This window comes from Frankia sp. CeCAU1 (genome assembly GCF_977971845.1).
Genome location: NZ_CDWWXA010000095.1, coordinates 1 through 19,932, shown reverse-complemented (window position 1 = coordinate 19,932; position 19,932 = coordinate 1). Strand labels below are relative to the sequence as shown.

The following is a 19,932-nucleotide window of genomic DNA, read 5'->3' as shown; positions in this document are numbered from 1 at the left end:
ACCAGGAAGTTCCAGCAGAAGATCGGCAGCCGGAACATCGTCATGCCCGGGGCCCGCATCGTCAGGATCGTCGTGATCATGTTGACGGCGCCGAGGATGGTGCCCAGACCGGAGACCGCGAGACCCACGATCCACAGGTCCGACCCGGCCCCCGGCGAGTACACCTCGTTGTTCAGCGGCGAGTAGGCGAACCAGCCGAAGGACGCGGCGCCGTTCGGGGTCAGGAACCCGAGGATCACCGTCAGGCTGCCGAACAGGAAGAACCAGTAGGACAGCGCGTTCAGCCGCGGGAACGCCACGTCCGGCGCGCCGATCTGCAGCGGCACGAGGAAGTTCGCGAACGCGAACGCGATCGGGGTCGCGAACATGAGCAGCATCAGCGTGCCGTGCATCGTGAAAAGCTGGTTGTACTGCTCGTTGGAGAAGTACTGCAGCCCCGGGCGGGCGAGTTCCGCCCGCATCATGATGGCCAGGACACCGGCGAAGAGGAAGAACACGAACGACGTGACGAAGTACATGACGGCGATGTCCTTGTGGGACGTCGTCCGCAGATAGCCGAGCAGGTTCGTCCGCCGGGGGATGTGGGAGTCCGGGGAGTCGGCGTGGCCGACACCCGCTTCTTGTACGAGGGTCACTGTCCACTCCCGGTGGTTGCGGTGGTGGCGGCGGTCCCGGTCGTTGACGCGGCCGGCGCCGCCGAGATCGCCACGTTCTCCCGGTCCGCGATGAACGTGTCGTACTCGGCCTGCGGCACGACCTTCACGTAGAAGTTCATCCGGTCGTGGTCCGTCCCGCACAGTTCGGCGCATCGACCGATGAAGGTGCCGGTCTTCGTGATGGTCAGTTCAAACTGGTTCACCCGGCCGGGGATGACGTCCCGCTTGAACAGGAACTCCGGCACCCAGAACGAGTGGATGACGTCCGGCGAGCTCTCCACGAAACGGATCGAGCGGTTCTGCGGCAGCACGAGCACCGCCGGTTCACCGGGGCGACCGGTGACCTCGATCGGGTTGGCACCCTGCCGGCCGGAGCCGGTGTCGAGGTACTTGAACTGCCAGTTCCATCGGAAGGCGATCACGTCAACGGTGACGTCTGGCTTCGGCGAGAGCTTGGTGACCTCGCTCTCGTCCCGGGCCGTGTAGAAGAACAGCCCGGCCACGATCACCACCGGCACGACGGTGTAGAGAACCTCGACTGGCAGATTGTAGCGCACCTGGCGGGGAAGCACGTCGCTGCGTTTCCGGAAGGCGATGATCGCGTAAAAGATCATCCCCCAGACGAGCACACCGACGGCGAGCGCGGCGATCGCCGAACCCTGCCAGATGTTGAGAAGGCGCGGCGTCTGGTTCGTCACGCCCTTGGGATAACCGAATGTAGGCCTGTCGCAGGCGGTCGCCATGATCCCCACGACAGCGAGCACGGCACCGAGACGCAGGACACGCCGAAGCGGCCGGATGTGCCGCGTCCCGTGCACGCCGACCGCGGACACCGCAGCTGCGCGTGTGTCGGAGTCAGCCGGTGTCGTCGGCGTGTCCTCGACATCCGCGAGCGACGGCCGGGTCCGACCGAAGGATCTCCTCACCAGGTCCTGCCTCCCACGACGAGCGGGCCGCGGCCGCGGGGCGGACAGCGTTCGTCCCCGCGCGCGAGACCCCCTGGAAACGCCATGTCGCCCCGCCGATCCAACCGGACGACATGCTGTCTTCGACACGCTGTAGATGGTGCGGCAGCAGCGTATCCCAGCAGCCGCGAACCTTCTCGCCTAAGGCCCCCGTCAGCGCCTGTGACGCACGCCCCTCCCGGCCGTTCACGGCGTACCGTTTCACAGGTGCCGGCCTATCTCGACCACGCGTCGACCACGCCGCTGCACCCTGCCGCGCGCGAGGCTCTGCTAATGGCTCTTCAGGATGGTTGGGCCGACCCGGCACGGTTGTATCGGGAGGGCCGCCGGGCGCGCATGCTGCTCGACGCGGCCCGCGAGACCGTCGCGGGCATGCTCGGGGCCCGGCCGGACGAGATCAGTTTTCCCGCGAGCGGGTCGGCGGCGGCGCACCTGGCCCTGTTGGGCACGGCGGCGGCCCGGCGGCGTGCGGGTGACGTCGTCATGGTCAGCGCGGTCGAGCACTCCAGCGTCCTGCACGCCGCGCAGCGGTACGAACAGGCCGGTGGACGGGTCGCCAGGATTGGTGTGGATCATCTCGGCCGGGTCGACCCCGTCGACTTCACCCCCGTCGCCGGTACCGCCGTCGCCAGCCTCCAGCACGCCAACCACGAGGTCGGGACCATCCAGCCGGTCGCCGAGGTCGCCGAACGGATGCGCGCCGCCGGGGTGCCACTGCACACCGACGCCGCCGTGACAGTCGGCCACATCCCCGTCGACCTGGCCGACCTCGGGGTGGATCTGCTCACCGCGAGTGCCCACAAGTTCGGCGGACCACCCGGGGTGGGCGTTCTCGCGGTGCGCACCGGGACCCGCTGGCGCAGTCCCGGTCCCGTTGACGAGCGGGAGGGCGGTCGGGTTGCGGGCTATCCGAACGTCCCCGCCGTCGTCGCCGCCGCCACGGCGCTGAGCGCCCGGGCGGGTGAACTCGCCGCGGAGGCGCCCCGGCTCGCCGGCTACGTGGCCGAACTGCGCCGCCGGCTGCCCGAACTCGTCAACGGCGTGGAACTACTCGGCGATCCGGACCGGGCGGCGACGGTTCCGCACATCAGCGCGTTCTCCTGCCTCTACGTCGAGGGCGAGGCGCTGCTGACCGAGCTCGACCGGGCCGGAATCGCCGTGAGCTCCGGGTCGAGCTGCACATCCGACACCCTGATCCCGAGCCATGTCCTGGTCGCCATGGGCGCGTTGACGCACGGCAACCTGCGGATATCCTTCGGCCGCGAGTCGACCCAGGCCGATCTCGACGCCCTGCTGACGGCGCTGCCCGCAGCCGTACGCGCCGTGCGGGACCGGCTGGGCGCCGCCGGGCTTTGATGCCGACAATCCGATGACGGACCAGCCGCACACGGTCGACTCGCGGGGACGACGCTGCCCGTTGCCAATCATCGATCTGGCCCGCGCCTTCGGCGGGATTCCGGTGACCGGCACCATCACGCTCTGGGCCGACGACCCCGCCGCCGGCGCGGACGTCGTGGCCTGGTGCCGACTGCGGGGTCAGGAGCTGGTGGACGTCTCCCCGCTTCCGGAAGGCGGGGAGGCGTTCGTCATCCGGCGGCTTGTATAACCCGCCGGCTCAGATTGCCGGCAGATGCTCGGCGATCTCGGCGGCGGCGTCGGAACCGTAGGCCTCGGTGAGACGCTTAAGCACCTCCGAGGGCTCCACCGTGTACTCCTGGGTGCCGATCGTCTCCAGGACCAGGGTGGCGAGGAGGGAGCCGACCTGGGCGGAGCGTTCGAGCGAGAGGTCCCAGGACCGGCCGGCGAAGAACCCGGCCCGGAAGGCGTCCCCGACTCCGGTGGGATCCGGGGTGGCGCGGGCGGGAACGACCGGGACCCGGATGGGGTCGCTCTCCGGGGCCTCGATGACCGCACCGTCCTTGCCGTGCGTGGTCACCCGGACACCGACCCTGGCCAGGATCTCCTCGTCCGACCAGCCGGTCTTGCTGGCGAGCAGCGCCTTCTCGTACTCGTTACAGAACAGGTAGGCCGCACCGACGACGAGCTCGCGGATCTGCGGGCCCTCCATGATCGCGAGCTGCTGGGAGATGTCCGCCGCGAACGGATATCCCCGCTGCCGGCACTCCGCGCTGTGGCGCAGCATCGCCCCGGGGTCGTTGGGGCTGACGATCACCATGTCCAGGCCGCCGAACCGCTCGGCGATCGGCCTCAACTCGATGTCGGCGGCCTCACTCATCGCACCCGGGTAGAAGGACGCGATCTGGTTGAGGTCCTCGTCGGTGGTGCAGACGAACCGCGCGGTGTGCGCGATCTCACTGACCCGCACGGAGGCGGTGTCCACGCCGTGCCGGTCGAGCCAGGAGCGGTAGTCGGCGAAGTCCTCGCCGACCGCGCCGACGAGGATCGGGCGCAGGCCCAGTCGGCCCAGGCCGAAGGCGATGTTGGCCGCCACTCCGCCCCGCCGGATCACGAGCTCGTCGACGAGAAAGGACAGCGAGACCCGCTCAAGCTGGTCGGCGAGCAACTGCTCGGCGAACCTTCCAGGAAAGCGCATGAGGTGGTCGGAGGCGATGGAACCAGTCACGGCGATACGCACGATCAAGGAGCTTACCGGCCTGCCCCGAAGCCCGGAACCACCGGCTCGCGCTGGTTCACGCGCGTCATCACGGAGGCGTCAGAATTACGAGGCGTCAGATCGCGGAGTCCCGTGATTCCGGCGGCCCGCCGGCAAGGGAAACGACGGATACCGGCACAAGCGGATACCGGCACAAGCGGATACCGACGCAGCACATGCGGGAGAGCCCGGTCCGACGAACAAGGGCCGGACCAGGCTCTCCCGGACGTACCAGTCCGATCAACCGGTCACCGAACCGCACCCGGGGCTCGCGTCGAGACGCGAGCAGGAGGGACGGCCCGGTGCTCAGCGCATCAGTGGAACGAGTCGCCGCAGGCGCAGGAACCCTGGGCATTCGGGTTATCGATAGTGAAACCCTGCTTCTCGATCGTGTCGACGAAGTCGATCGTCGCCCCGCCGAGGTACGGGGCACTCATCCGGTCCACCGCCACCTTGACACCGGAGAAATCGATGACGGTGTCGCCGTCGAGGGAGCGCTCGTCAAAGAACAGCTGGTAGCGCATGCCCGAGCAGCCTCCGGGCTGCACCGCGATACGCAGCTTGAGGTCATCCCGACCCTCCTGCTCGAGCAGGGTCTTCACCTTGCCTGCGGCGGTGTCGGTGAGGACGACGCTCGAGGACTGCGTCGCGGGTGCCGTGGTGTCCTGAACGGTCATAGGGACTACTCCTGCCCTTGGTGGACGTGCCTGGCAAGCCAGGCCACTAGTTCCGGTTGACTTGTACGCAGGGCGCCGCCGACCATCCGGCGCGCACCCCCGGGCACGGCACTGCCACTGTGCCGACATCCATGCCCAACACCGTCGGCCGGGATCCGCTTCCTATGGTAGCGACGTCGGCGCGGGTCAACCACGTCGAGATCCCGACCATGCCTGGAGACGGTGGTCACTCCCGTTCACGTTAGTGACCTTCGTCTGGCCGCCAGCTGACCACGAAGAGCTCGGCATACGATGGCGCCGGGAGTTAGAGTCTCATCGACCATTCGTGGACGGGTCCGGCGGGATCGTTCGGTCGGCCGCCGCGGACGACGAGGCGGCCAGGCCGAGGGCCGGTCGACCGGAGGAGCGCCATGACCACCAACCCGACCCTGCGGCGCGGCCCCATCCCTGCTCGCGACCCGGCCCTCGGCCGGGTCGGTGTGGCTCCATCACCGCTGGCCCTGCTGCTACTCGGCCGCCAGGCTGACCCGGCCAGCGAGCGTGGCGTGGACTGTCCGGGTGAACTCCCCCCAGCGGCCGATCCGGCCCTCACAACCCGCGCCGCGGCGGCGAAGCGGGCACTGGGTGATCGGGCGTTCATCCTCGGGCACCACTACCAGCGCGACGAGGTCATCGCCTTCGCCGACGTGACCGGCGACTCGTTCAAGCTGGCCCAGCAGGCCGCCGCGCGGCCGCAGGCCGAGGCGATCGTCTTCTGCGGCGTGCACTTCATGGCGGAAAGCGCCGACATCCTCACCGGCGCGCACCAGCAGGTGATCCTGCCGGACCTCGCCGCCGGCTGCTCGATGGCGGACATGGCCACCGCCGAGCAGGTCGAGCAGGCCTGGGACGATCTGCTCGATGCGGGAGTCGCCGCCGACACCGTTCCGGTGAGCTACATGAACTCCTCGGCCGCGATCAAGGCGTTCACCGGGCGCCACGACGGGACGATCTGCACCTCGTCGAACGCCAGGCGCGCGCTGGAGTGGGCCTTCGGCGAGCGCGGGGGTGCCCGGGTGCTCTTCCTGCCGGACCAGCACCTCGGCCGCAACACCGCCATCGGTGAACTGGGGATGAGCGAGCAGGACTGCGTCGTTTACGACCCCCGCAAGCCCTCGGGAGGACTGCCCCGCCGGCAACTGCGCGCGGCGAAGATGATCCTCTGGCGGGGTCACTGCTCGGTGCACGGCCGGTTCACCCGCGACAGCGTCGACGAGGTCCGCCGCCGGATCCCCGGGGTGACGGTGCTCGCCCACCCCGAGTGCCGGCGGGAGGTCGTCACCGCCGCCGACCTCGTCGGCTCGACCGAGTACATCATCTCGGTCGTCGCTGCCGCTCCCGCCGGATCGGCGTTCGCGATCGGTACCGAACTGAACCTGGTGCAGCGGCTGGCGACGAGGCACCCTGACAAGACCGTCGTCTTCCTGGACCGTACGGTGTGTTTCTGCTCCACCATGAACCGGATCGACATGCCCCACCTCGTGTGGGCGCTGGAGTCCCTCGTACGGGGTGAGACGGTGAACCGCATCACCGTCGACCCGGACGTGGCCACCTATGCCCGGAAGGCTCTCGACCAGATGTTGGCGCTGCCCTGATGGCTCTGCTGAAACGACGCAGCTCCGCCGGCTCCGATGCCGGCCCCGGCCCCGGGGACCCGATCGCCGAGCAGGTGGAGAGGGTCGAGCAGGAGAAGGTCGCCGATCCGCGGCGCACGGCGGCCAAGGGCCGGCCCACGCCCCGCCGGGCGGAGGCGCGAGCCGCCCGTACGAAGCCCGGTGGTGCGCTCGGCGTCCCGGCGAACAAGCAGGAGGCGCGGGCCGCGCGGCGCAGGCAGAGCCAGGAGTACCGCGCGGCGATGATGTCCGGCGACGTCAGCCGGCTGCCAGCGCGTGAACGCGCGCCCGAGCGCGTACTGACCCGCGACTTCGTGGACACGCGGATCAACGTCGGATCGTTCTTCTTGCCAATCGCCGTCGTCTACTTCGTCGGCGGACTGGTCCCGAACGCATCGATCAGGCTGGCCGCGACCCTGCTGATGCTGCTCGGGATCGTCGCGGTCGTCATCGACTCGATCCTGCTCTCCTGGCAGGTGAGCCGGCGCGTCGCGGAGAAGTACCCGGACTCCCGGGTGCGGGTGCGGGCCTACGCCGCGCAGCGCGCGCTACTGCCGCGGCGCTGGCGGCTCCCCCGCCCGCGGGTCTCCCGCTCCGACCCGCGCCCCTGATCGACGGTCAGGGCCGACGGCTAAGGTCGTCACGTGAAGCATCGACGTCTTGGGCGCAGCGGCCTGTCGGTCAGTGAGATCTCCTACGGCAACTGGATCACCCATGGTGACCAGATCGAGGCGGACGCGGCGACCGCCTGTGTGCGTGCCGCCCTCGACGAGGGCATCACCACATTCGACACCGCGGACGTCTACGCCGGTACCCGCGCCGAGAGCGTCCTGGGCGAAGCGCTGCAGGGCGTGCGCCGGGAGTCCTACGAGCTGTTCACCAAGGTCTACTGGCCCACCGGCCCGGGGGAGAACGACAAGGGCCTCGGTCGCAAGCACATCATCGAGTCCGCGCACGCCTCGCTGCGCCGTCTGCGCACCGACCACCTCGACCTCTACCAGGCACACCGGTACGATCCGACGGTGCCGATCGAGGAGACCCTGCGGGCCTTCGACGACCTCGTCCGCGCCGGCAAAGTGCTCTACGTCGGCGTGTCCGAGTGGAGCGCCGAGCAGATCAGCGACGCCGTCCGGCTGGCCAGCGAGCTGGGGCTGGACCGCATCATCTCCAACCAGCCGCAGTACTCGATGCTGTGGCGGACCATCGAGGCCGACATCGTGCCCGTCAGCCGGAAGGCCGGGATCTCCCAGATCGTCTGGTCGCCGATCGCCCAAGGCGTGCTCACCGGCAAGTACCCGCCCGGTCAGCCACCGCCGGCCGGCAGCCGGGCCACCGGTGAAACCGGTTCCACCTTCATCTCCCGGCTGCTGCGCGACGACGTGCTGACCGCGGTGCAGGAGCTGCGGCCGATCGCCGCGGACGCCGGGCTGTCGATGGCGCAGCTCGCCGTCGCCTGGGTGCTGCAGAACGACAACGTCGCCTCAGCGATCATCGGCGCGTCCCGGCCGGAGCAGGTACGGGAGAACGTCAGGGCTGCCGGCGTGACGCTCGACACGGCGCTGCTTGATCGGATCGACGACGTGCTCGCCGAGGTCGTCACCCGGGCCTGACCCGGGCCTGCCTCCAGGCCTGGCCCCGGGCCCGCCGGCTACCCCGAACCGAACCGAATCAGATCAGATCAGATCAGATCAGCCAGGCTGGTCGCCAGCCGGGTCGGTTCGGCGGAAAGCGGAGGCCAGCGCCTGCCAGGTCCGGTCGAGATCGGATCCTGGCAGATAGCGGCCGTCCAGTTCGAGGATCATCGTGCCGTGCGCGGCGGCCCACAGGGCCTGCGCACGATAGGGTTCCCCGGCCGCCCGGTAGAACGGCTCCCCCGCCCAGTCCTCGACGTCGGCGCTCAGTAGCCGACGGTTCAGCGAACCGGCGGTGACCAGGCGGTAGAGGTTCGGATGGGCTTGGGCATAGCCCCGGTACGCGGCCAGCAGGGCCGGGACCACCTCCGCGGCACCGCTGCGGTCGACCACGTCGTGGAGCAGGTCCCCGATCTCCATGAGCATGGTCTCGATCAGCTTGGCCTCAAGCTGCGGCTTACCCGCGAGATGCTTGTACAGCGACGGCGCCCGGATACCGAGGAGATCACCGATCCGGCGCATCGTCAGCGCCCCCGCCCCCTCGGTCTCCAGCACCCCCCGCGCGACCGTGATGATCTCGGTGACCCGCGGCGAGACGGGGCCTAGGACCGGGCGGGGCGCGATCCTGGGCAATGGCGGCTCGCCGACCGGCCGCGCCTGCGCCACCGACCGTGCTCCCCGCACCGGCGCCGGCCCGGATTCCGCCCGCACCGGTGAGGTCGCCGTCCCCGTGTTCACGCCGGTGTGATCACGAAGACGGGATGGCGGGGCGCGATCCGACGGATCTCCTCATCGGGCGAGTCCGGCCCGACCCCGTCGAAGAAGGCGCCGACCTCGGCCTTCCACCGCCGCAGGTAGGCCCGCAGCACGGCGACGCTCGCCGCCGGATCCAGCTCGGTCGCGGAGTAACGCGTGCGCGACCGGCCACGCAGCAGGTATAGCTCGCCTTGGGCCGCGCGCAGATTACGCACCCACTGGCCGTGCCCTCGCGCCGAGACCAGGTACTGCTGCCCGTCGAAGATGAGCAGGTTCACCGGGGTCCGGCGCGGCTCGCCGCTGATCCGGCCGCGTACCTCGAGGATCCGACTGCCCAGGAGGCTGATCCCCGCCCGGGTCAACGCCGCGACGGCACGGTTGGCCACGTTACGGGTGAACCATCCGGGGGCGAGGTAATGCGCTTCGGCCGGAGTGGACGGGTTGTTGTGCTCGGTCAAGATCTGCACCCTCTCTGTCGACCGGAACGGCCCGGCGCCGGCCTGAGCGATCTCGATGGTTCGGCCGGCCGGACCACACCGGACAGGCCAACGTCGTCAGCCAACGTCGTCAGCCAACGCTGCCAGCTAACATCGTTAGCCGACCTCTCGTCAAGAGGCGGTTCGGTCGGCGCGAATCGGGACCAGCACCGGTCGGGACCGGCACGGGCGGAGGCGGCTCAGGTCACCGGGCGCAGGCTCATCGGCCCGTAGACGCGACGGCCGGCATCGAGGAGCGTCACCTGCGCCACCCCCGCATCGAGCAGGTCACGCCAGGTCTCCCCGAGCCACGTCTCAGCGTCTCCCTGGCTGGTGAACGACTCAGAGGTCGAGTCCCCGCCGACCATCGTGATCGTGCCGTCATCGCCTTCGTAGCGCCAGGTCCAGGTCATGAGTGTGTCCTTCCCACCCGGGCGGCCCGCGCTGGAGCCGCCGGCCGTGATCGGCCAGTGCGCCGGCCGGTCGTCCCATCCAACCGCGTGCACCCCGCCGACGCGGGACTCCCGGCCCCACGCCAGGGCCGATGATCCATCGTGGCACTGGTCGACCGGCCCGCGGGCCCGGGTCTGGTGGGCCCGTGCTACTGGCGCGGTCGGCGATACCCGCGCCAGGATGTCGTGAACGTCGGTAACGTCAGTTCCGGTGGATGCCCGGACAGCATCGCGACCACCACGATCGCGAAGCCGGCGTCACCGGTCATCGCCGGTCGCGCGAGCCGGCGGCATGTCCGCACGGTGAGCACAGCCGCGTCGAAGGCAGGTCCGCACGACAGGCACGTCTGCGTGAGCAGTACGTCGGTACAAGGAGGAAGAACCCGCGTGGGAACGACCGTCTACAACGCAGCGGCCATCGTGGCCGAGTCCGTGGAACACGAGGACGCTCCCCTGACCTGGTGGGCCGCCGCGCTCGTCACCTTCGCGGCAATCTTCCTGCTGGCGGTGGTGCTCACCCTCATGACCCTGTGGGAGCGCAAGCGCCACCCGCACGTCTGAGGTTCCGCGGGCCACGGAGCCCGGCAGGCTTGAGAACCACGGAGCCTGGCAGGCTTGAGAACCCGGAGAGGCGGAGACCCCGGGGGGATCCGGGGGTATCCGGGGGATCCGGGGCGCAACGGGATCCGGGAGACGGAACACGATGAAGGTGACGCTGCTCGGCACCGGCTCGGCGGACGGCTGGCCCAACCCGTGGTGCGACTGCGCATCCTGTGCCTGGGCCAGGGAACACGAAGTACGCGGGCAGACGGCCGTTCTGATCGACGACGCCCTGCTGATCGACTGTGGTCCCGACGTGCCCCGGACCGCTGCCCGGCTCGGAGTACGCCTGTCGGGGCTGCGTCATCTGCTGATCAGTCACGCCCATCCCGATCATCTGGGGCCCGAGAGCCTGATGTGGCGCTCGTGGTCGACAGCCGCGGGACGGCCCCTCGACGTGGTCGGTCCGCCGGCGGCGCTGGCGGCGTGCCGGGAGTTCCTGGCTCGCTGGGAGCGCTCCGATCCGGACCGGGACGGCTCGCCGCTGCGGCTGATCGCCGTGGTGCCCGGGGGCACGCCGACGACACCCGGGCCCCTGCGCCTCGGCGCGGACGATCGGCAGGCCGCGGAGGACCGGGGATCCCCGGAGGACCAGGAGTCCCCGAGCGATCGGGGTTACCTCGTTCGACCGGTCGCCGCCCGGCACGGTGACGCGAGCATCGGGCCGGCCGTGCTCTACGACGTGACAGCGCCGGACGGTGGACGCCTGCTGTACGGCTGCGACACCGCGGCGCCGCTGCCGGCGGAGACGCTCGAGGCGGTCACCGGCCGCGCCTACGACGTCGTGCTGCTGGAGGAGAACAACGGCGACCGGCCGGGGTTCGGCGAGCACCTTGACCTCGACACCTTCGGTCAGCTCGTGGCCGAGCTGCGCCGCCGCGGCGCCGTGGTGCCGAGCACCCTGGTACTGGCCGTCCATCTGAGTCACCGCAACCCGCCCGGCGACGAACTGGCCCGCCGGCTCCACCTCGCCGGCGCGCTGGCACCGGCGGACGGGACCGTCTATGACATCGTCCCGGCCGCCCGGCGGCAGCCACCACAGCCACCACAGCCACCACAGCCACCAGGGGCACCAGGGGCACCAGGGCGGTGGCAGAGCCCGGTGCTCCCGGCACCACACCGGGTCCTGATCACGGGGGGTGCCCGGTCGGGGAAGTCGGCCGAGGCCGAACGCCGGCTGCTCGCCGAACCGGAGGTGGTCTACGTCGCAACATCGGCGCCGCCTGATCCGGCCGACGCCGAGTGGTCCGAGCGGATCGCCGCACACCGGCGGCGGCGCCCGGCCGCCTGGACGACCGTGGAGACGGTCGATCTGGTTCCCCTGTTGCGCTCTCCCGGACCACCGCTGCTCATCGACGGTCTGGGGCTGTGGGTCGGCGCCTGGCTGGACCGTCCGGACGAGTTGCGCATCCGCGCGGAGGAGCTCGTTGACGCCTGGCGGGCCACCGGCCGCCGGGTCGTCGCGGTCACGGACGAGGTCGGTTCCGGGGTCGTTCCCCCGGCCGAGGCCGGCCGCCGGTTCCGCGACGCGCTCGGCCGTCTCAACGCCGATCTCGCGGCCGAGGCCGACGAGGTGTGGCAGGTGGTCGCGGGCATCCCCCTCCGGCTGCGGCCCTTCCCGCACGAGCGGTCATCGCGTCCTCACGGGACAAATCCTCCCGTGAGGAAGTCGTAGCGACAGAGCCCGGCCGAGCAGGCCACGATGAGACCGGCCGGTTCGGTCACGGGAAGCCACCGGCAGGACCAGGCCGCGCCGTCGCTCACCCGCCAGACCCCCGTTCTCCGCACATGCGCGCGTCGTCCCAGGTCAGGGTGCTGACCGATTTGATCATGAGATGCGTCGTCGCAGGTCACGGCACCGTGTGCGGAAGACAGGCAGACCCGCACGGTGCGGTCATTGCCGCCCGAGGCCAGCCACCCGCCGCCCGGGCCGGCCGGCAAGGACCAACCGTCCCGGCCGCGCCGATCGGCACAATCGTGCGGCGCGAGGATAACTGGGAGACACCTTCGCGGGGATGTGGTGCGTTGCCGACCAAGCGGATCAGGTAGTAAGGATCCCGTGGATCCCGATGCGTCAGGCAGCGCCGTTCCCCCCGTTCCCCCGTTGGATTCCGACGCGATGGCTGCGGCTCGCCAGCGGCAGACCGAACTGACCAAGCCACCCGGGGCGCTGGGCCGGCTTGAGGATCTGTCCATCTGGCTCGCCGGCGCACAGGCGACCTGCCCGCCCCGTCCCTTCGCCCGGATCCGGGCGGTCGTGATCGCCGGCGACCACGGTGTCGCCCAGGCCGGGGTGTCCGCCTTCCCCAGCGACGTGACCGCCCAGATGGTCTCGAACTTCGCCGCGGGCGGCGCGGCGGTCAACGTGCTGGCCCGCCAGGTCGGGGCCGCCGTGCGCGTGGTGGACGTGTCCGTGGACACGGCGCGGCCCCTCACGCCGGGCGGGGTGGATGGATCGGCCGCACCGGAGCGCTATCGGGTGCGACGGTCGAGCGGACGGATCGACCGCACCGACGCGCTGTCCGTCGCGGAGGCGGACGCCGCGTTCGCCGTCGGCCGACTCATCGCGGACGAGGAGATCGACGCGGGCGCGGACCTGCTTGTTCCCGGCGAGATGGGGATCGGCAACACAACCCCCGCAGCCACCATCGTGGCGCTGCTGTGCGACCGGGAGCCGATCGAGGTAGTCGGCCGCGGGACGGGGATCGACGACCAACGTTGGATGATCAAGACGGCCGCGATCCGGGACGCGATGCGGCGCGGCCGGCCGTTCACCGGCGACGCGCATTCGGTGCTGCGGATCGCCGGTGGAGCCGATCTGCTCGCCCTGGCCGGGCTGCTGGCGCAGTCCGCCGTGCGACGGACGCCGGTCATCCTCGACGGTGTGATCGTCTGCGCGGCGGCACTGGCCGCAGAGCGGATCGCCCCAGGAGCAAGCCAGTGGTGGGTGGCCGGCACCCGGTCCACCGAGCCCGCCCAGGGAATCGCACTGGACGCACTCGGTCTGACCCCCCTGGTCGACGCCGGCCTGCGTCTCGGGGAGGGCACCGGTGCGCTCCTCGCCGTTCCGTTCCTGCGGGCGGCCCAGGCCACGCTGGCCGAGATGGCGACGTTCGACCAGGCCGGTGTCAGCGGGAAAGCCGAGGTCGGCGGCGGCCAAGGGGACTCGGGCCCCGCGGCCGGTGCCCCGTGATGCTCGAGGCAAGAACAGCATTCACGCTGCTCACCGTCCTGCCGCTGCGGGGCCCGGAGCACACCGACCGGCGGCTCGCGGGCCGGGCGATGGCCCTGGCGCCCTTCGTCGGCCTGGCCCTGGGGCTGCTCGCCGGCAGTGCGGTGTTCGCCACCCGGATCGTCACGGCGGTTCCCGGTCAGCGCGCCCAGACCCTGCTGCCGGCCGTCGTCGGCGTCACGGTGCTCGCTCTGGTCACCCGGGGCCTGCATCTCGACGGGCTGGCCGATCTCGGGGACGGGCTCGGCGCCTGGCGAGCGCGGGGCAGGGATCGCGCCTTGGAGATCATGCGCGAGTCGACCATCGGGGCCTTCGGAGCGATCATCGTCCTGTTCGTGGTGCTGCTCCAGGTCGGGGCCCTGAGCACGACGATCTCGGCGCACCGCGGCACGCTGTCGATTCTGGTCGCAGCGATGACCAGCAGGCTCGCGGCCACCCTGGCCTGTACCGGCGCCGTCCCGCCGGCTCGGCCGGATGGCCTCGGTGCGCTGGTCGCGGGAACCGTGCGGACCCGGGACGCGGCACTGTCCTTCCTGGCAGTCTGCGCCGTCGCGGCGCTGGCCGGACTGCTGGACTTCGACGGCGGCGGCCCCGGCCGGGCGCTGCGAGCGGTCCTCGCGGTCTGGGTCGGGACAGGCGTCTCGTTCCTGCTCCGGCGGTATCTGCTCACGCGCTTCGGCGGGATCACCGGAGACATCCTCGGCGGACTCATCGAGATCACCGCGGCGGCGACCCTGCTCGTCATGGCCATGACGATCCCGACGCCCGTCCTGCACACCCTCGGCCTGCACTGACAGCGCGGCGGACGCCGCCCGCTGGCGTCCGCCCGGCGGGCCCGCCGGACAGGCCCGTCCGGCGGCTGGGCTACTTGGGCGAGGACCTGACGAACGGCGGCCGGACAACCGTCATGGGACTCGGACGGCCCCGGACGTCGACGTTCACCGTGTCGCCCCCCTGCACGGACCGGTCCAGCAGGGCGAGCCCGATCCCCTGGCGCAGCGTCGGAGAGAACGTGCCGCTGGTGACCTCACCGACCGTGGCACCAGCCGCGGAGGCCACGGTCATGTGCGGACGGGGAATCGCCCGGCCGGTGGACCGCAGCCCCCACAGCAGGCGGGAGGCGCCAGCGGACCGCTCCGCGAGCAGGGCGTCGCGTCCCCAGAAGCGATCCTTGTCCCAGCCGACGGCCCACCCGGAGCGAGCCTGGACCGGCGTGATCGACAAAGAGAGGTCCTGGCCATGCAGCGGATACCCCATCTCGGTCCGCAGCGTGTCGCGGGCACCGAGGCCGACCGGCACGACGCCGAGCGGCCCACCCGCCGCGAACAGCGCATCCCACAGCGCAGGGGTGTCGTCCCAACGAGACAACAGCTCGTAGCCTCGCTCTCCGGTGTAGCCCGACCGGCACACGATCACCGGGTGGCCCTTCCACTCCGCGTCGACGAAACTCATATACGTCCCGCCGGTGGGCAGGCCGAGGGCGCCGAGCAGGTCGGCGCAGGCCGGTCCCTGGACCGCTACCACGCCGTACCCGGTGTGCAGGTCGGTGACGGACACGCCCGCCGGCGCCGCCGCGGCGAGGCGAGCGACGACCTGGGCGGTGTTCGCGGCGTTCGGGACGAGGAAGACCTCCTCGTCGGAGTACAGGTAGGCGATCAGATCGTCGACGACCCCGCCGGTCTCCTCGCAGCACAAGGTGTACTGCGCCTGGCCGGGGCCGATCCGGCGCAGGTCGTTGGCCAGGCAGGCGTTGACGAAGGCGGCGGCACCGGGGCCGGCGATCCTGGCCTTGCCGAGATGGCTGACGTCGAAGATCCCGACCGCGCCGCGGACCGCCTGGTGCTCGGCGAGCACCCCGCGGCCGGTGTACTCGATCGGCATCTCCCAGCCACCGAACCCGGCCATCTTCGCGCCCAGTTCGACGTGCCGGTCGTACAGCGGGGATCGACGCAGCTCTGGGGATCGACGCAGCTCTGCCATGGCCAGCAGCCTAGTGTCCGGCCGGCACCGGTCGAAACGACCGCGGGCCTGGCCTCCGGCCACCCGCCGGTGGGGTCCGGCTCCCCGTCGGGAAGACCTCCCGTTCAATACGCTCACTGCATGACCACCATCGTGCCCAGTGCCGCCGCTCTCGCCGATCTCGATGTGGACGCGGTGGTGATCGCCACCGCCACCGGCGACGAGGGGCTCCTCGTAGCCGGGGGCGCGGCGGACCTGGACGCCGCGCTCGGCGGCAGGCTGACGCAGGTGCTTGCCTCGCTGGGCGCGACCGGCAAGGCCGGCGAGACGGTCCGCTTCGCCACCCTCGGTACTGTGCCCTGCGCGACGGTTCTCGCGGTCGGGCTGGGCCCCCTCGCCACGTCGTCCACGCCGATGTCCTCCACGCCGATGTCGTCCACGCCGATGTCGTCCACGCCGATGTCGTCCACGCCGATGTCCTCCACGCCGATCGGCACCGAGGCACTACGCCGGGCGGCCGGGGTCGCGGTGCGCTCCCTCGCCGGGACCGCGCGGGTGGCCGTCGCTCTGGCGGCCGCGCCGGGCGCGGTCACGTCGGAGTCGGTGCGGGCCGTGGCCGAAGGCGCGTTGCTCGGCACCTACTCCTACGACGGGCTGCGCACCACGTCGGCGAACGGCCGCCCCCGCCCCGTCGAGGAGCTGACGGTGCTCGTCGACGAGCAGAGCCTCCCGACAGCGGAAGAGGAACTGCGCCGGGCCACCGTCGTCACGGATGCGGTCACCCTGGTCCGCGATCTGGTGAACACGCCGCCGAGCCATCTGTCCCCCGCCCTGCTCGCCGACATCGCCGTCGAGCGGGCCACCGCCGTCGGCGTGACGGTCGAGGTCCTCGACGAGGTGACGCTCGCCGAGGGCGGCTTCGGAGGCCTGCTCGGTGTCGGCCAGGGATCCGCGAATCCACCGCGGCTGGTGCGGCTGGAATGGCGCGGCGGTGGATCCGAGCGGCCGGCGCTGGCGCTGGTCGGCAAGGGCATCACCTTCGATTCCGGGGGGTTGTCCCTGAAGCCGTCGACCTCCATGGAATGGATGAAGACCGACATGGCGGGCGCGGCCGCGGTGCTCGGCACCGTCATCGCCGCGGCCCGGCTCAAGCTCCCGATCACTCTCACCGGCTGGATGCCCTGCGCGGAGAACATGCCCTCGGGCGACGCGATCCGTCCCTCCGACGTTCTCACCCTGCGCGGCGGCACCCGGGTGGAGGTGCTCAACACCGACGCCGAGGGCCGGCTGGTGCTCGCCGACGCCCTCGTCCGCGCCAACGAGGAGTCACCGGACCTGATCGTGGACGTGGCCACCCTGACCGGCGCACAGATCGTCGCCCTCGGCCACCGGACGAGCGGACTGATGGGTCGTGCGGCCGCGGTGGACGCGGTCGCGTCGGCGGCGGCCGCCGCCGACGAGAGCGTCTGGCCGATGCCCCTTCCGCCCGATCTGCGCAAGGGACTGGACTCGACGGTGGCCGACATCGCCAACGTGCCACCGGGAGGCAACCGAGACGGCGGCATGCTGGTCGCCGCGCACTTCCTCGCCTCGTTCGTCCCCGAGAAGGTGTCCTGGGCGCACATCGACATCGCCGGTCCCTCCTGGAACGGTGGAGAGCCCTACGGCCACACCCCCAAGGGAGGCACCGGCATGATCGTACGCACGCTCGTCCAGCTGGCGCAGGACCGCGCGACGACGACGGCCTCCCCCGGTTCGGCCACCGGTTCCCCGGCTGAGTCCCCGGCCGAGGGCTGACCTGCGGGGGAAGGTAGGTACACAATGGTTGCTGGCGCCTCGCGCAATGCAGCACAGTCACGCCCATCCGAGCGGCAGTGGGCTCACGACGTGAAAGACTGGCATCCGGTTGCCGTGGCTGGGCGAGCCGTGGCCTGACGCTCCTGCTTCGGCGGCCGCGCTCAGCGGTGGGAACGCCGCCGGGGGCGGCGGCCAACCGCGTCACCGGCTTTGTCACTCAACGTAGCAGACGCTACTAGTAACGCTCTCGGCACCACCGGCAAGACCACAGGATTCAACGAGAAGGGACCCCTGGCGTGGCGAATTCAGCGGCCGGTCCCGTCGACCTGGTCATCCTCGGTGGCGGCAGCGGCGGATACGCCGCCGCGCTGCGCGCCGCGGAACTCGACCTGAGCGTCGTTCTGATCGAGAAGGACAAGCTCGGCGGCACCTGCCTGCACCGAGGTTGCATCCCGACCAAGGCGCTGCTGCATTCGGCGGAGATCGTTGACAACATCAACGAAAGCGAGGCCTTCGGGGTTCGCTCGACCCTCGACGGCATCGACATGGCCGCGGTCAACTCCTACAAGGACTCGGTCATCGCCGGGCTCTTCAAGGGGTTGACCGGCCTGATCAAGTCCCGGGGGATCGAGGCCGTCGAGGGATTCGGCCGGCTGGTCTCCCCGACCGCCGTGGCCGTCGGCGACCGGGTCATCGAGGGTCGGCACGTCCTGCTCGCGACCGGTTCCTATTCCAAGACCCTGCCCGGCCTGGACATCGACCACGACAAGGTCATCACCAGCGATGACGCCCTGACCCTCGACCATGTGCCGGCCTCCGCGGTGGTACTGGGCGCCGGGGCCATCGGATGCGAGTTCGCCTCCGTCTGGCGGTCCTACGGGGCCGAGGTGACCATCGTCGAGGCGCTGCCGCACCTCGTCCCGCTCGAGGACGAGTCCAGCTCCAAGCTGCTGGAGCGTGCCTTCCGCAAGCGCGGCATCAAGCAGCATCTCGGCGCGCGGTTCTCCGGGGTGAAGTCCACCGACCAGGGCGTGACGGTGTCCCTCGAAAACGGGACCACCATCGAGGCCGAACTGCTGCTCGTCGCGGTCGGTCGTGGACCGGTCTCGGAAGGTCTCGGCTACGAGGAGGTCGGCATCGCGACCGACCGCGGCTATGTGCTGGTCGACCGTCAGCTACGCACGAACATTCCGACCGTGTCCGCGCTGGGCGACCTGCGGCCCGGGCTCCAGCTCGCCCACGTCGGCTTCGCCGAGGGCATCTTCGTCGCCGAGCAGCTTGCCGGGCTGGGCCCGGTGCCGGTCGACTACGACAACGTTCCGCGGGTCACCTACTCCCACCCGGAGGTGGCCTCGGTCGGCCTGACCGCCGCGGTCGCCAGGGAGCGGTACGGCGAGATCAAGACGGTCACCTACAACCTGGCGGGCAACGGCAAGTCCCAGATCCTCAGGACCTCCGGTGCGGTCACTGTGATCGCGGTCCCCGATGGTCCGGTGGTGGGCGTGCACATGGTCGGCGACCGGGTCGGCGAGCTCATCGCCGAGGCTCAGCTCATCACCAACTGGGAGGCGTTCCCCGCCGAGGTCGCCCAGCTCATCCACCCGCATCCCACGCTGTCCGAGGCTCTCGGCGAGGCGCATCTGGCGCTGGCCGGCAAGCCCCTTCACGTCCACGGTTAGCGGGCACCGCCCTGGATCGTGCCTGCCCGTGCCACCCCCGCGGCCCGATCCGCCCAGGATTCAGGCCACGCCAAGCATGAGCGCCTCCGGCCGGCCGCCCGCGCGGTGCAGATGCCGGACGCGACAAAGGAGTCGTTCCAGCATGTCTGTATCTGTCACAATGCCCCGGCTCGGGGAGAGTGTCTCCGAGGGAACCGTCACGCGGTGGCTGAAGCAGGAGGGTGAACGCGTCGAGGCCGACGAGCCACTGCTCGAAGTCAGCACCGACAAGGTCGACACCGAGATCCCCGCCCCCGCCTCCGGTGTCGTCAGCTCGATCAAGGTCGCCGAGGATGAGACCGTCGAGGTCGGCGTCGAGCTCGCGGTGATCGACGACGGGTCCGCGGGTGGCGGCACCGCACCGGCGCAGGCCACGCAGGCGCCCGCCGCGCCGGAACCCGAACCGGCGCCGGAACCCGTGAAGCCGGCTGCCGCGGCACCGCCGCCTCCGCCCACTCCGACGCCCGCACCCGCGCCGACGCCCGCGCCGGCACCGGCGTTCGCTCGTCAGCCGGAGCTCACCCCGGTCCCGGCCCAGGCCCCGGCCGCCGCCAACGGGAACGGCGGCGGCATCGGTCGCTACGTCACCCCGCTGGTGCGCAAGATGGCCGCCGAGCTCGGCGTGGACCTGGGAACCGTGGCGGGAACCGGGCCGGGTGGACGCGTCACCAAGCAGGACATCCAGGACGCCGCGCGGCCGCGGGACGCGGCTCCCGCGGCGCAGGAGACTCCCGCGACCCCCCCCAC

Annotated in this window: 20 protein-coding genes; 12 read left to right on the top strand and 8 right to left on the bottom strand. The window is 71.0% G+C overall.

Annotated elements, in window-relative coordinates:
- Positions 1–635 (bottom strand): cytochrome c oxidase subunit I (locus AC08OO_RS16185; RefSeq protein WP_476618712.1); only part of this gene is annotated, 635 nt, incomplete at its 3' end.
- Positions 632–1,582, bottom strand: a complete 951-nt coding sequence (gene ctaC / locus AC08OO_RS16180; protein WP_476607741.1) for an aa3-type cytochrome oxidase subunit II — start codon at positions 1,580–1,582, stop codon at positions 632–634. The genes ctaC and AC08OO_RS16185, both read right to left, overlap by 4 nt.
- 246 nt (positions 1,583–1,828) lie before the next feature.
- Between ctaC and AC08OO_RS16175 the strand changes: the two genes are divergently transcribed.
- A complete protein-coding gene (locus AC08OO_RS16175; RefSeq protein WP_476618711.1) occupies positions 1,829–2,977 on the top strand; it encodes a cysteine desulfurase family protein in 1,149 nt (382 codons plus the stop codon).
- A 13-nt stretch (positions 2,978–2,990) separates the two neighbouring features.
- The gene (locus AC08OO_RS16170; RefSeq protein ID WP_476607743.1) at positions 2,991–3,227 is read left to right on the top strand and encodes a sulfurtransferase TusA family protein; all 237 of its coding nucleotides are present in this window, start codon (positions 2,991–2,993) and stop codon (positions 3,225–3,227) included.
- 9 nt (positions 3,228–3,236) lie between these two features.
- Here AC08OO_RS16170 and AC08OO_RS16165 read toward each other — a convergent pair whose 3' ends face one another.
- Positions 3,237–4,217 carry a carbohydrate kinase family protein gene (locus AC08OO_RS16165; RefSeq protein ID WP_476607744.1) on the bottom strand — a complete coding sequence of 327 codons (981 nt, stop codon included), beginning with the start codon at positions 4,215–4,217 and terminating at the stop codon, positions 3,237–3,239.
- A 332-nt stretch (positions 4,218–4,549) separates the two neighbouring features.
- The gene (erpA, locus tag AC08OO_RS16160; protein WP_011437506.1) at positions 4,550–4,912 is read right to left on the bottom strand and encodes an iron-sulfur cluster insertion protein ErpA; all 363 of its coding nucleotides are present in this window, start codon (positions 4,910–4,912) and stop codon (positions 4,550–4,552) included.
- Between the two features lie 410 nt (positions 4,913–5,322).
- On the opposite strand from erpA, the gene nadA reads away from it, so the two are divergent.
- Genes nadA through AC08OO_RS16145 form a run of 3 tightly spaced genes read left to right on the top strand, consistent with a single transcriptional unit; the run spans position 5,323 to position 8,174 of the window.
- Entirely contained in the window at positions 5,323–6,546 is a 1,224-nt protein-coding gene (nadA, locus tag AC08OO_RS16155) for a quinolinate synthase NadA (protein ID WP_476607745.1), read from the top strand.
- A complete protein-coding gene (locus AC08OO_RS16150) occupies positions 6,546–7,175 on the top strand; it encodes a DUF3043 domain-containing protein (protein WP_476611245.1) in 630 nt (209 codons plus the stop codon). The genes nadA and AC08OO_RS16150 overlap by 1 nt, the downstream gene beginning before the upstream one ends.
- A 33-nt stretch (positions 7,176–7,208) precedes the next feature.
- Entirely contained in the window at positions 7,209–8,174 is a 966-nt protein-coding gene (locus AC08OO_RS16145) for an aldo/keto reductase family protein (protein WP_476618710.1), read from the top strand.
- Between the two features lie 78 nt (positions 8,175–8,252).
- On the opposite strand, the gene AC08OO_RS16140 is transcribed toward AC08OO_RS16145, so the two are convergent.
- The 3 genes from AC08OO_RS16140 to AC08OO_RS16130 all read right to left on the bottom strand — a co-directional run bounded on the left by AC08OO_RS16140 (position 8,253) and on the right by AC08OO_RS16130 (position 9,840).
- Positions 8,253–8,861, bottom strand: a complete 609-nt coding sequence (locus AC08OO_RS16140) for a TetR/AcrR family transcriptional regulator (protein ID WP_476618713.1) — start codon at positions 8,859–8,861, stop codon at positions 8,253–8,255.
- A gap of 68 nt (positions 8,862–8,929) precedes the next feature.
- Positions 8,930–9,409, bottom strand: a complete 480-nt coding sequence (locus tag AC08OO_RS16135) for a nitroreductase family deazaflavin-dependent oxidoreductase (protein ID WP_023842028.1) — start codon at positions 9,407–9,409, stop codon at positions 8,930–8,932.
- Positions 9,410–9,627: 218 nt separating this feature from the next.
- Entirely contained in the window at positions 9,628–9,840 is a 213-nt protein-coding gene (locus AC08OO_RS16130; protein WP_011437512.1) for a hypothetical protein, read from the bottom strand.
- 426 nt (positions 9,841–10,266) lie between these two features.
- On the opposite strand from AC08OO_RS16130, the gene AC08OO_RS16125 reads away from it, so the two are divergent.
- From AC08OO_RS16125 to AC08OO_RS16110, 4 genes are all read left to right on the top strand, one after another.
- Complete coding sequence (locus AC08OO_RS16125) at positions 10,267–10,440, top strand: hypothetical protein (RefSeq protein WP_011437513.1); 174 nt, start codon at positions 10,267–10,269, stop codon at positions 10,438–10,440.
- Between the two features lie 142 nt (positions 10,441–10,582).
- A complete protein-coding gene (locus AC08OO_RS16120) occupies positions 10,583–12,154 on the top strand; it encodes a bifunctional adenosylcobinamide kinase/adenosylcobinamide-phosphate guanylyltransferase (RefSeq protein ID WP_476618709.1) in 1,572 nt (523 codons plus the stop codon).
- Positions 12,155–12,538: 384 nt separating this feature from the next.
- Positions 12,539–13,672 (top strand): nicotinate-nucleotide--dimethylbenzimidazole phosphoribosyltransferase, encoded by a 1,134-nt coding sequence (cobT, locus tag AC08OO_RS16115; protein WP_476618708.1) that lies wholly within the window; start codon positions 12,539–12,541, stop codon positions 13,670–13,672.
- Positions 13,672–14,505: an adenosylcobinamide-GDP ribazoletransferase gene (locus AC08OO_RS16110; RefSeq protein WP_023842025.1), complete on the top strand. Its 834-nt coding sequence runs from the start codon at positions 13,672–13,674 to the stop codon at positions 14,503–14,505. The genes cobT and AC08OO_RS16110 overlap by 1 nt, the downstream gene beginning before the upstream one ends.
- Positions 14,506–14,575: 70 nt before the next feature.
- Here AC08OO_RS16110 and gcvT read toward each other — a convergent pair whose 3' ends face one another.
- Entirely contained in the window at positions 14,576–15,691 is a 1,116-nt protein-coding gene (gene gcvT / locus AC08OO_RS16105) for a glycine cleavage system aminomethyltransferase GcvT (RefSeq protein WP_476618707.1), read from the bottom strand.
- 120 nt (positions 15,692–15,811) lie between these two features.
- Here gcvT and AC08OO_RS16100 point away from each other — a divergent pair, with 120 nt between their 5' ends.
- From AC08OO_RS16100 to AC08OO_RS16090, 3 genes are all read left to right on the top strand, one after another.
- Positions 15,812–17,467, top strand: a complete 1,656-nt coding sequence (locus AC08OO_RS16100; RefSeq protein ID WP_476618706.1) for a leucyl aminopeptidase — start codon at positions 15,812–15,814, stop codon at positions 17,465–17,467.
- Between the two features lie 296 nt (positions 17,468–17,763).
- Positions 17,764–19,146 carry a dihydrolipoyl dehydrogenase gene (gene lpdA, locus AC08OO_RS16095; RefSeq protein WP_476608458.1) on the top strand — a complete coding sequence of 461 codons (1,383 nt, stop codon included), beginning with the start codon at positions 17,764–17,766 and terminating at the stop codon, positions 19,144–19,146.
- A 142-nt stretch (positions 19,147–19,288) separates the two neighbouring features.
- Positions 19,289–19,932 (top strand): biotin/lipoyl-containing protein (locus tag AC08OO_RS16090; protein ID WP_476618705.1); only part of this gene is annotated, 644 nt, incomplete at its 3' end.

Excerpts from the sequence above, each read along its gene's own strand:
- AC08OO_RS16120 (WP_476618709.1), top strand. The coding sequence starts at position 10,583 with ATGAAGGTGACGCTGCTCGGCACCGGCTCGGCGGACGGCTGGCCCAAC.
- AC08OO_RS16170 (WP_476607743.1), top strand. The coding sequence starts at position 2,991 with ATGACGGACCAGCCGCACACGGTCGACTCGCGGGGACGACGCTGCCCG.
- AC08OO_RS16110 (WP_023842025.1), top strand. The coding sequence starts at position 13,672 with ATGCTCGAGGCAAGAACAGCATTCACGCTGCTCACCGTCCTGCCGCTG.
- erpA (WP_011437506.1), bottom strand. The coding sequence starts at position 4,912 with ATGACCGTTCAGGACACCACGGCACCCGCGACGCAGTCCTCGAGCGTC.
- AC08OO_RS16100 (WP_476618706.1), top strand. The coding sequence starts at position 15,812 with ATGACCACCATCGTGCCCAGTGCCGCCGCTCTCGCCGATCTCGATGTG.
- AC08OO_RS16130 (WP_011437512.1), bottom strand. The coding sequence starts at position 9,840 with ATGACCTGGACCTGGCGCTACGAAGGCGATGACGGCACGATCACGATG.
- gcvT (WP_476618707.1), bottom strand. The coding sequence starts at position 15,691 with ATGGCAGAGCTGCGTCGATCCCCAGAGCTGCGTCGATCCCCGCTGTAC.
- nadA (WP_476607745.1), top strand. The coding sequence starts at position 5,323 with ATGACCACCAACCCGACCCTGCGGCGCGGCCCCATCCCTGCTCGCGAC.
- AC08OO_RS16150 (WP_476611245.1), top strand. The coding sequence starts at position 6,546 with ATGGCTCTGCTGAAACGACGCAGCTCCGCCGGCTCCGATGCCGGCCCC.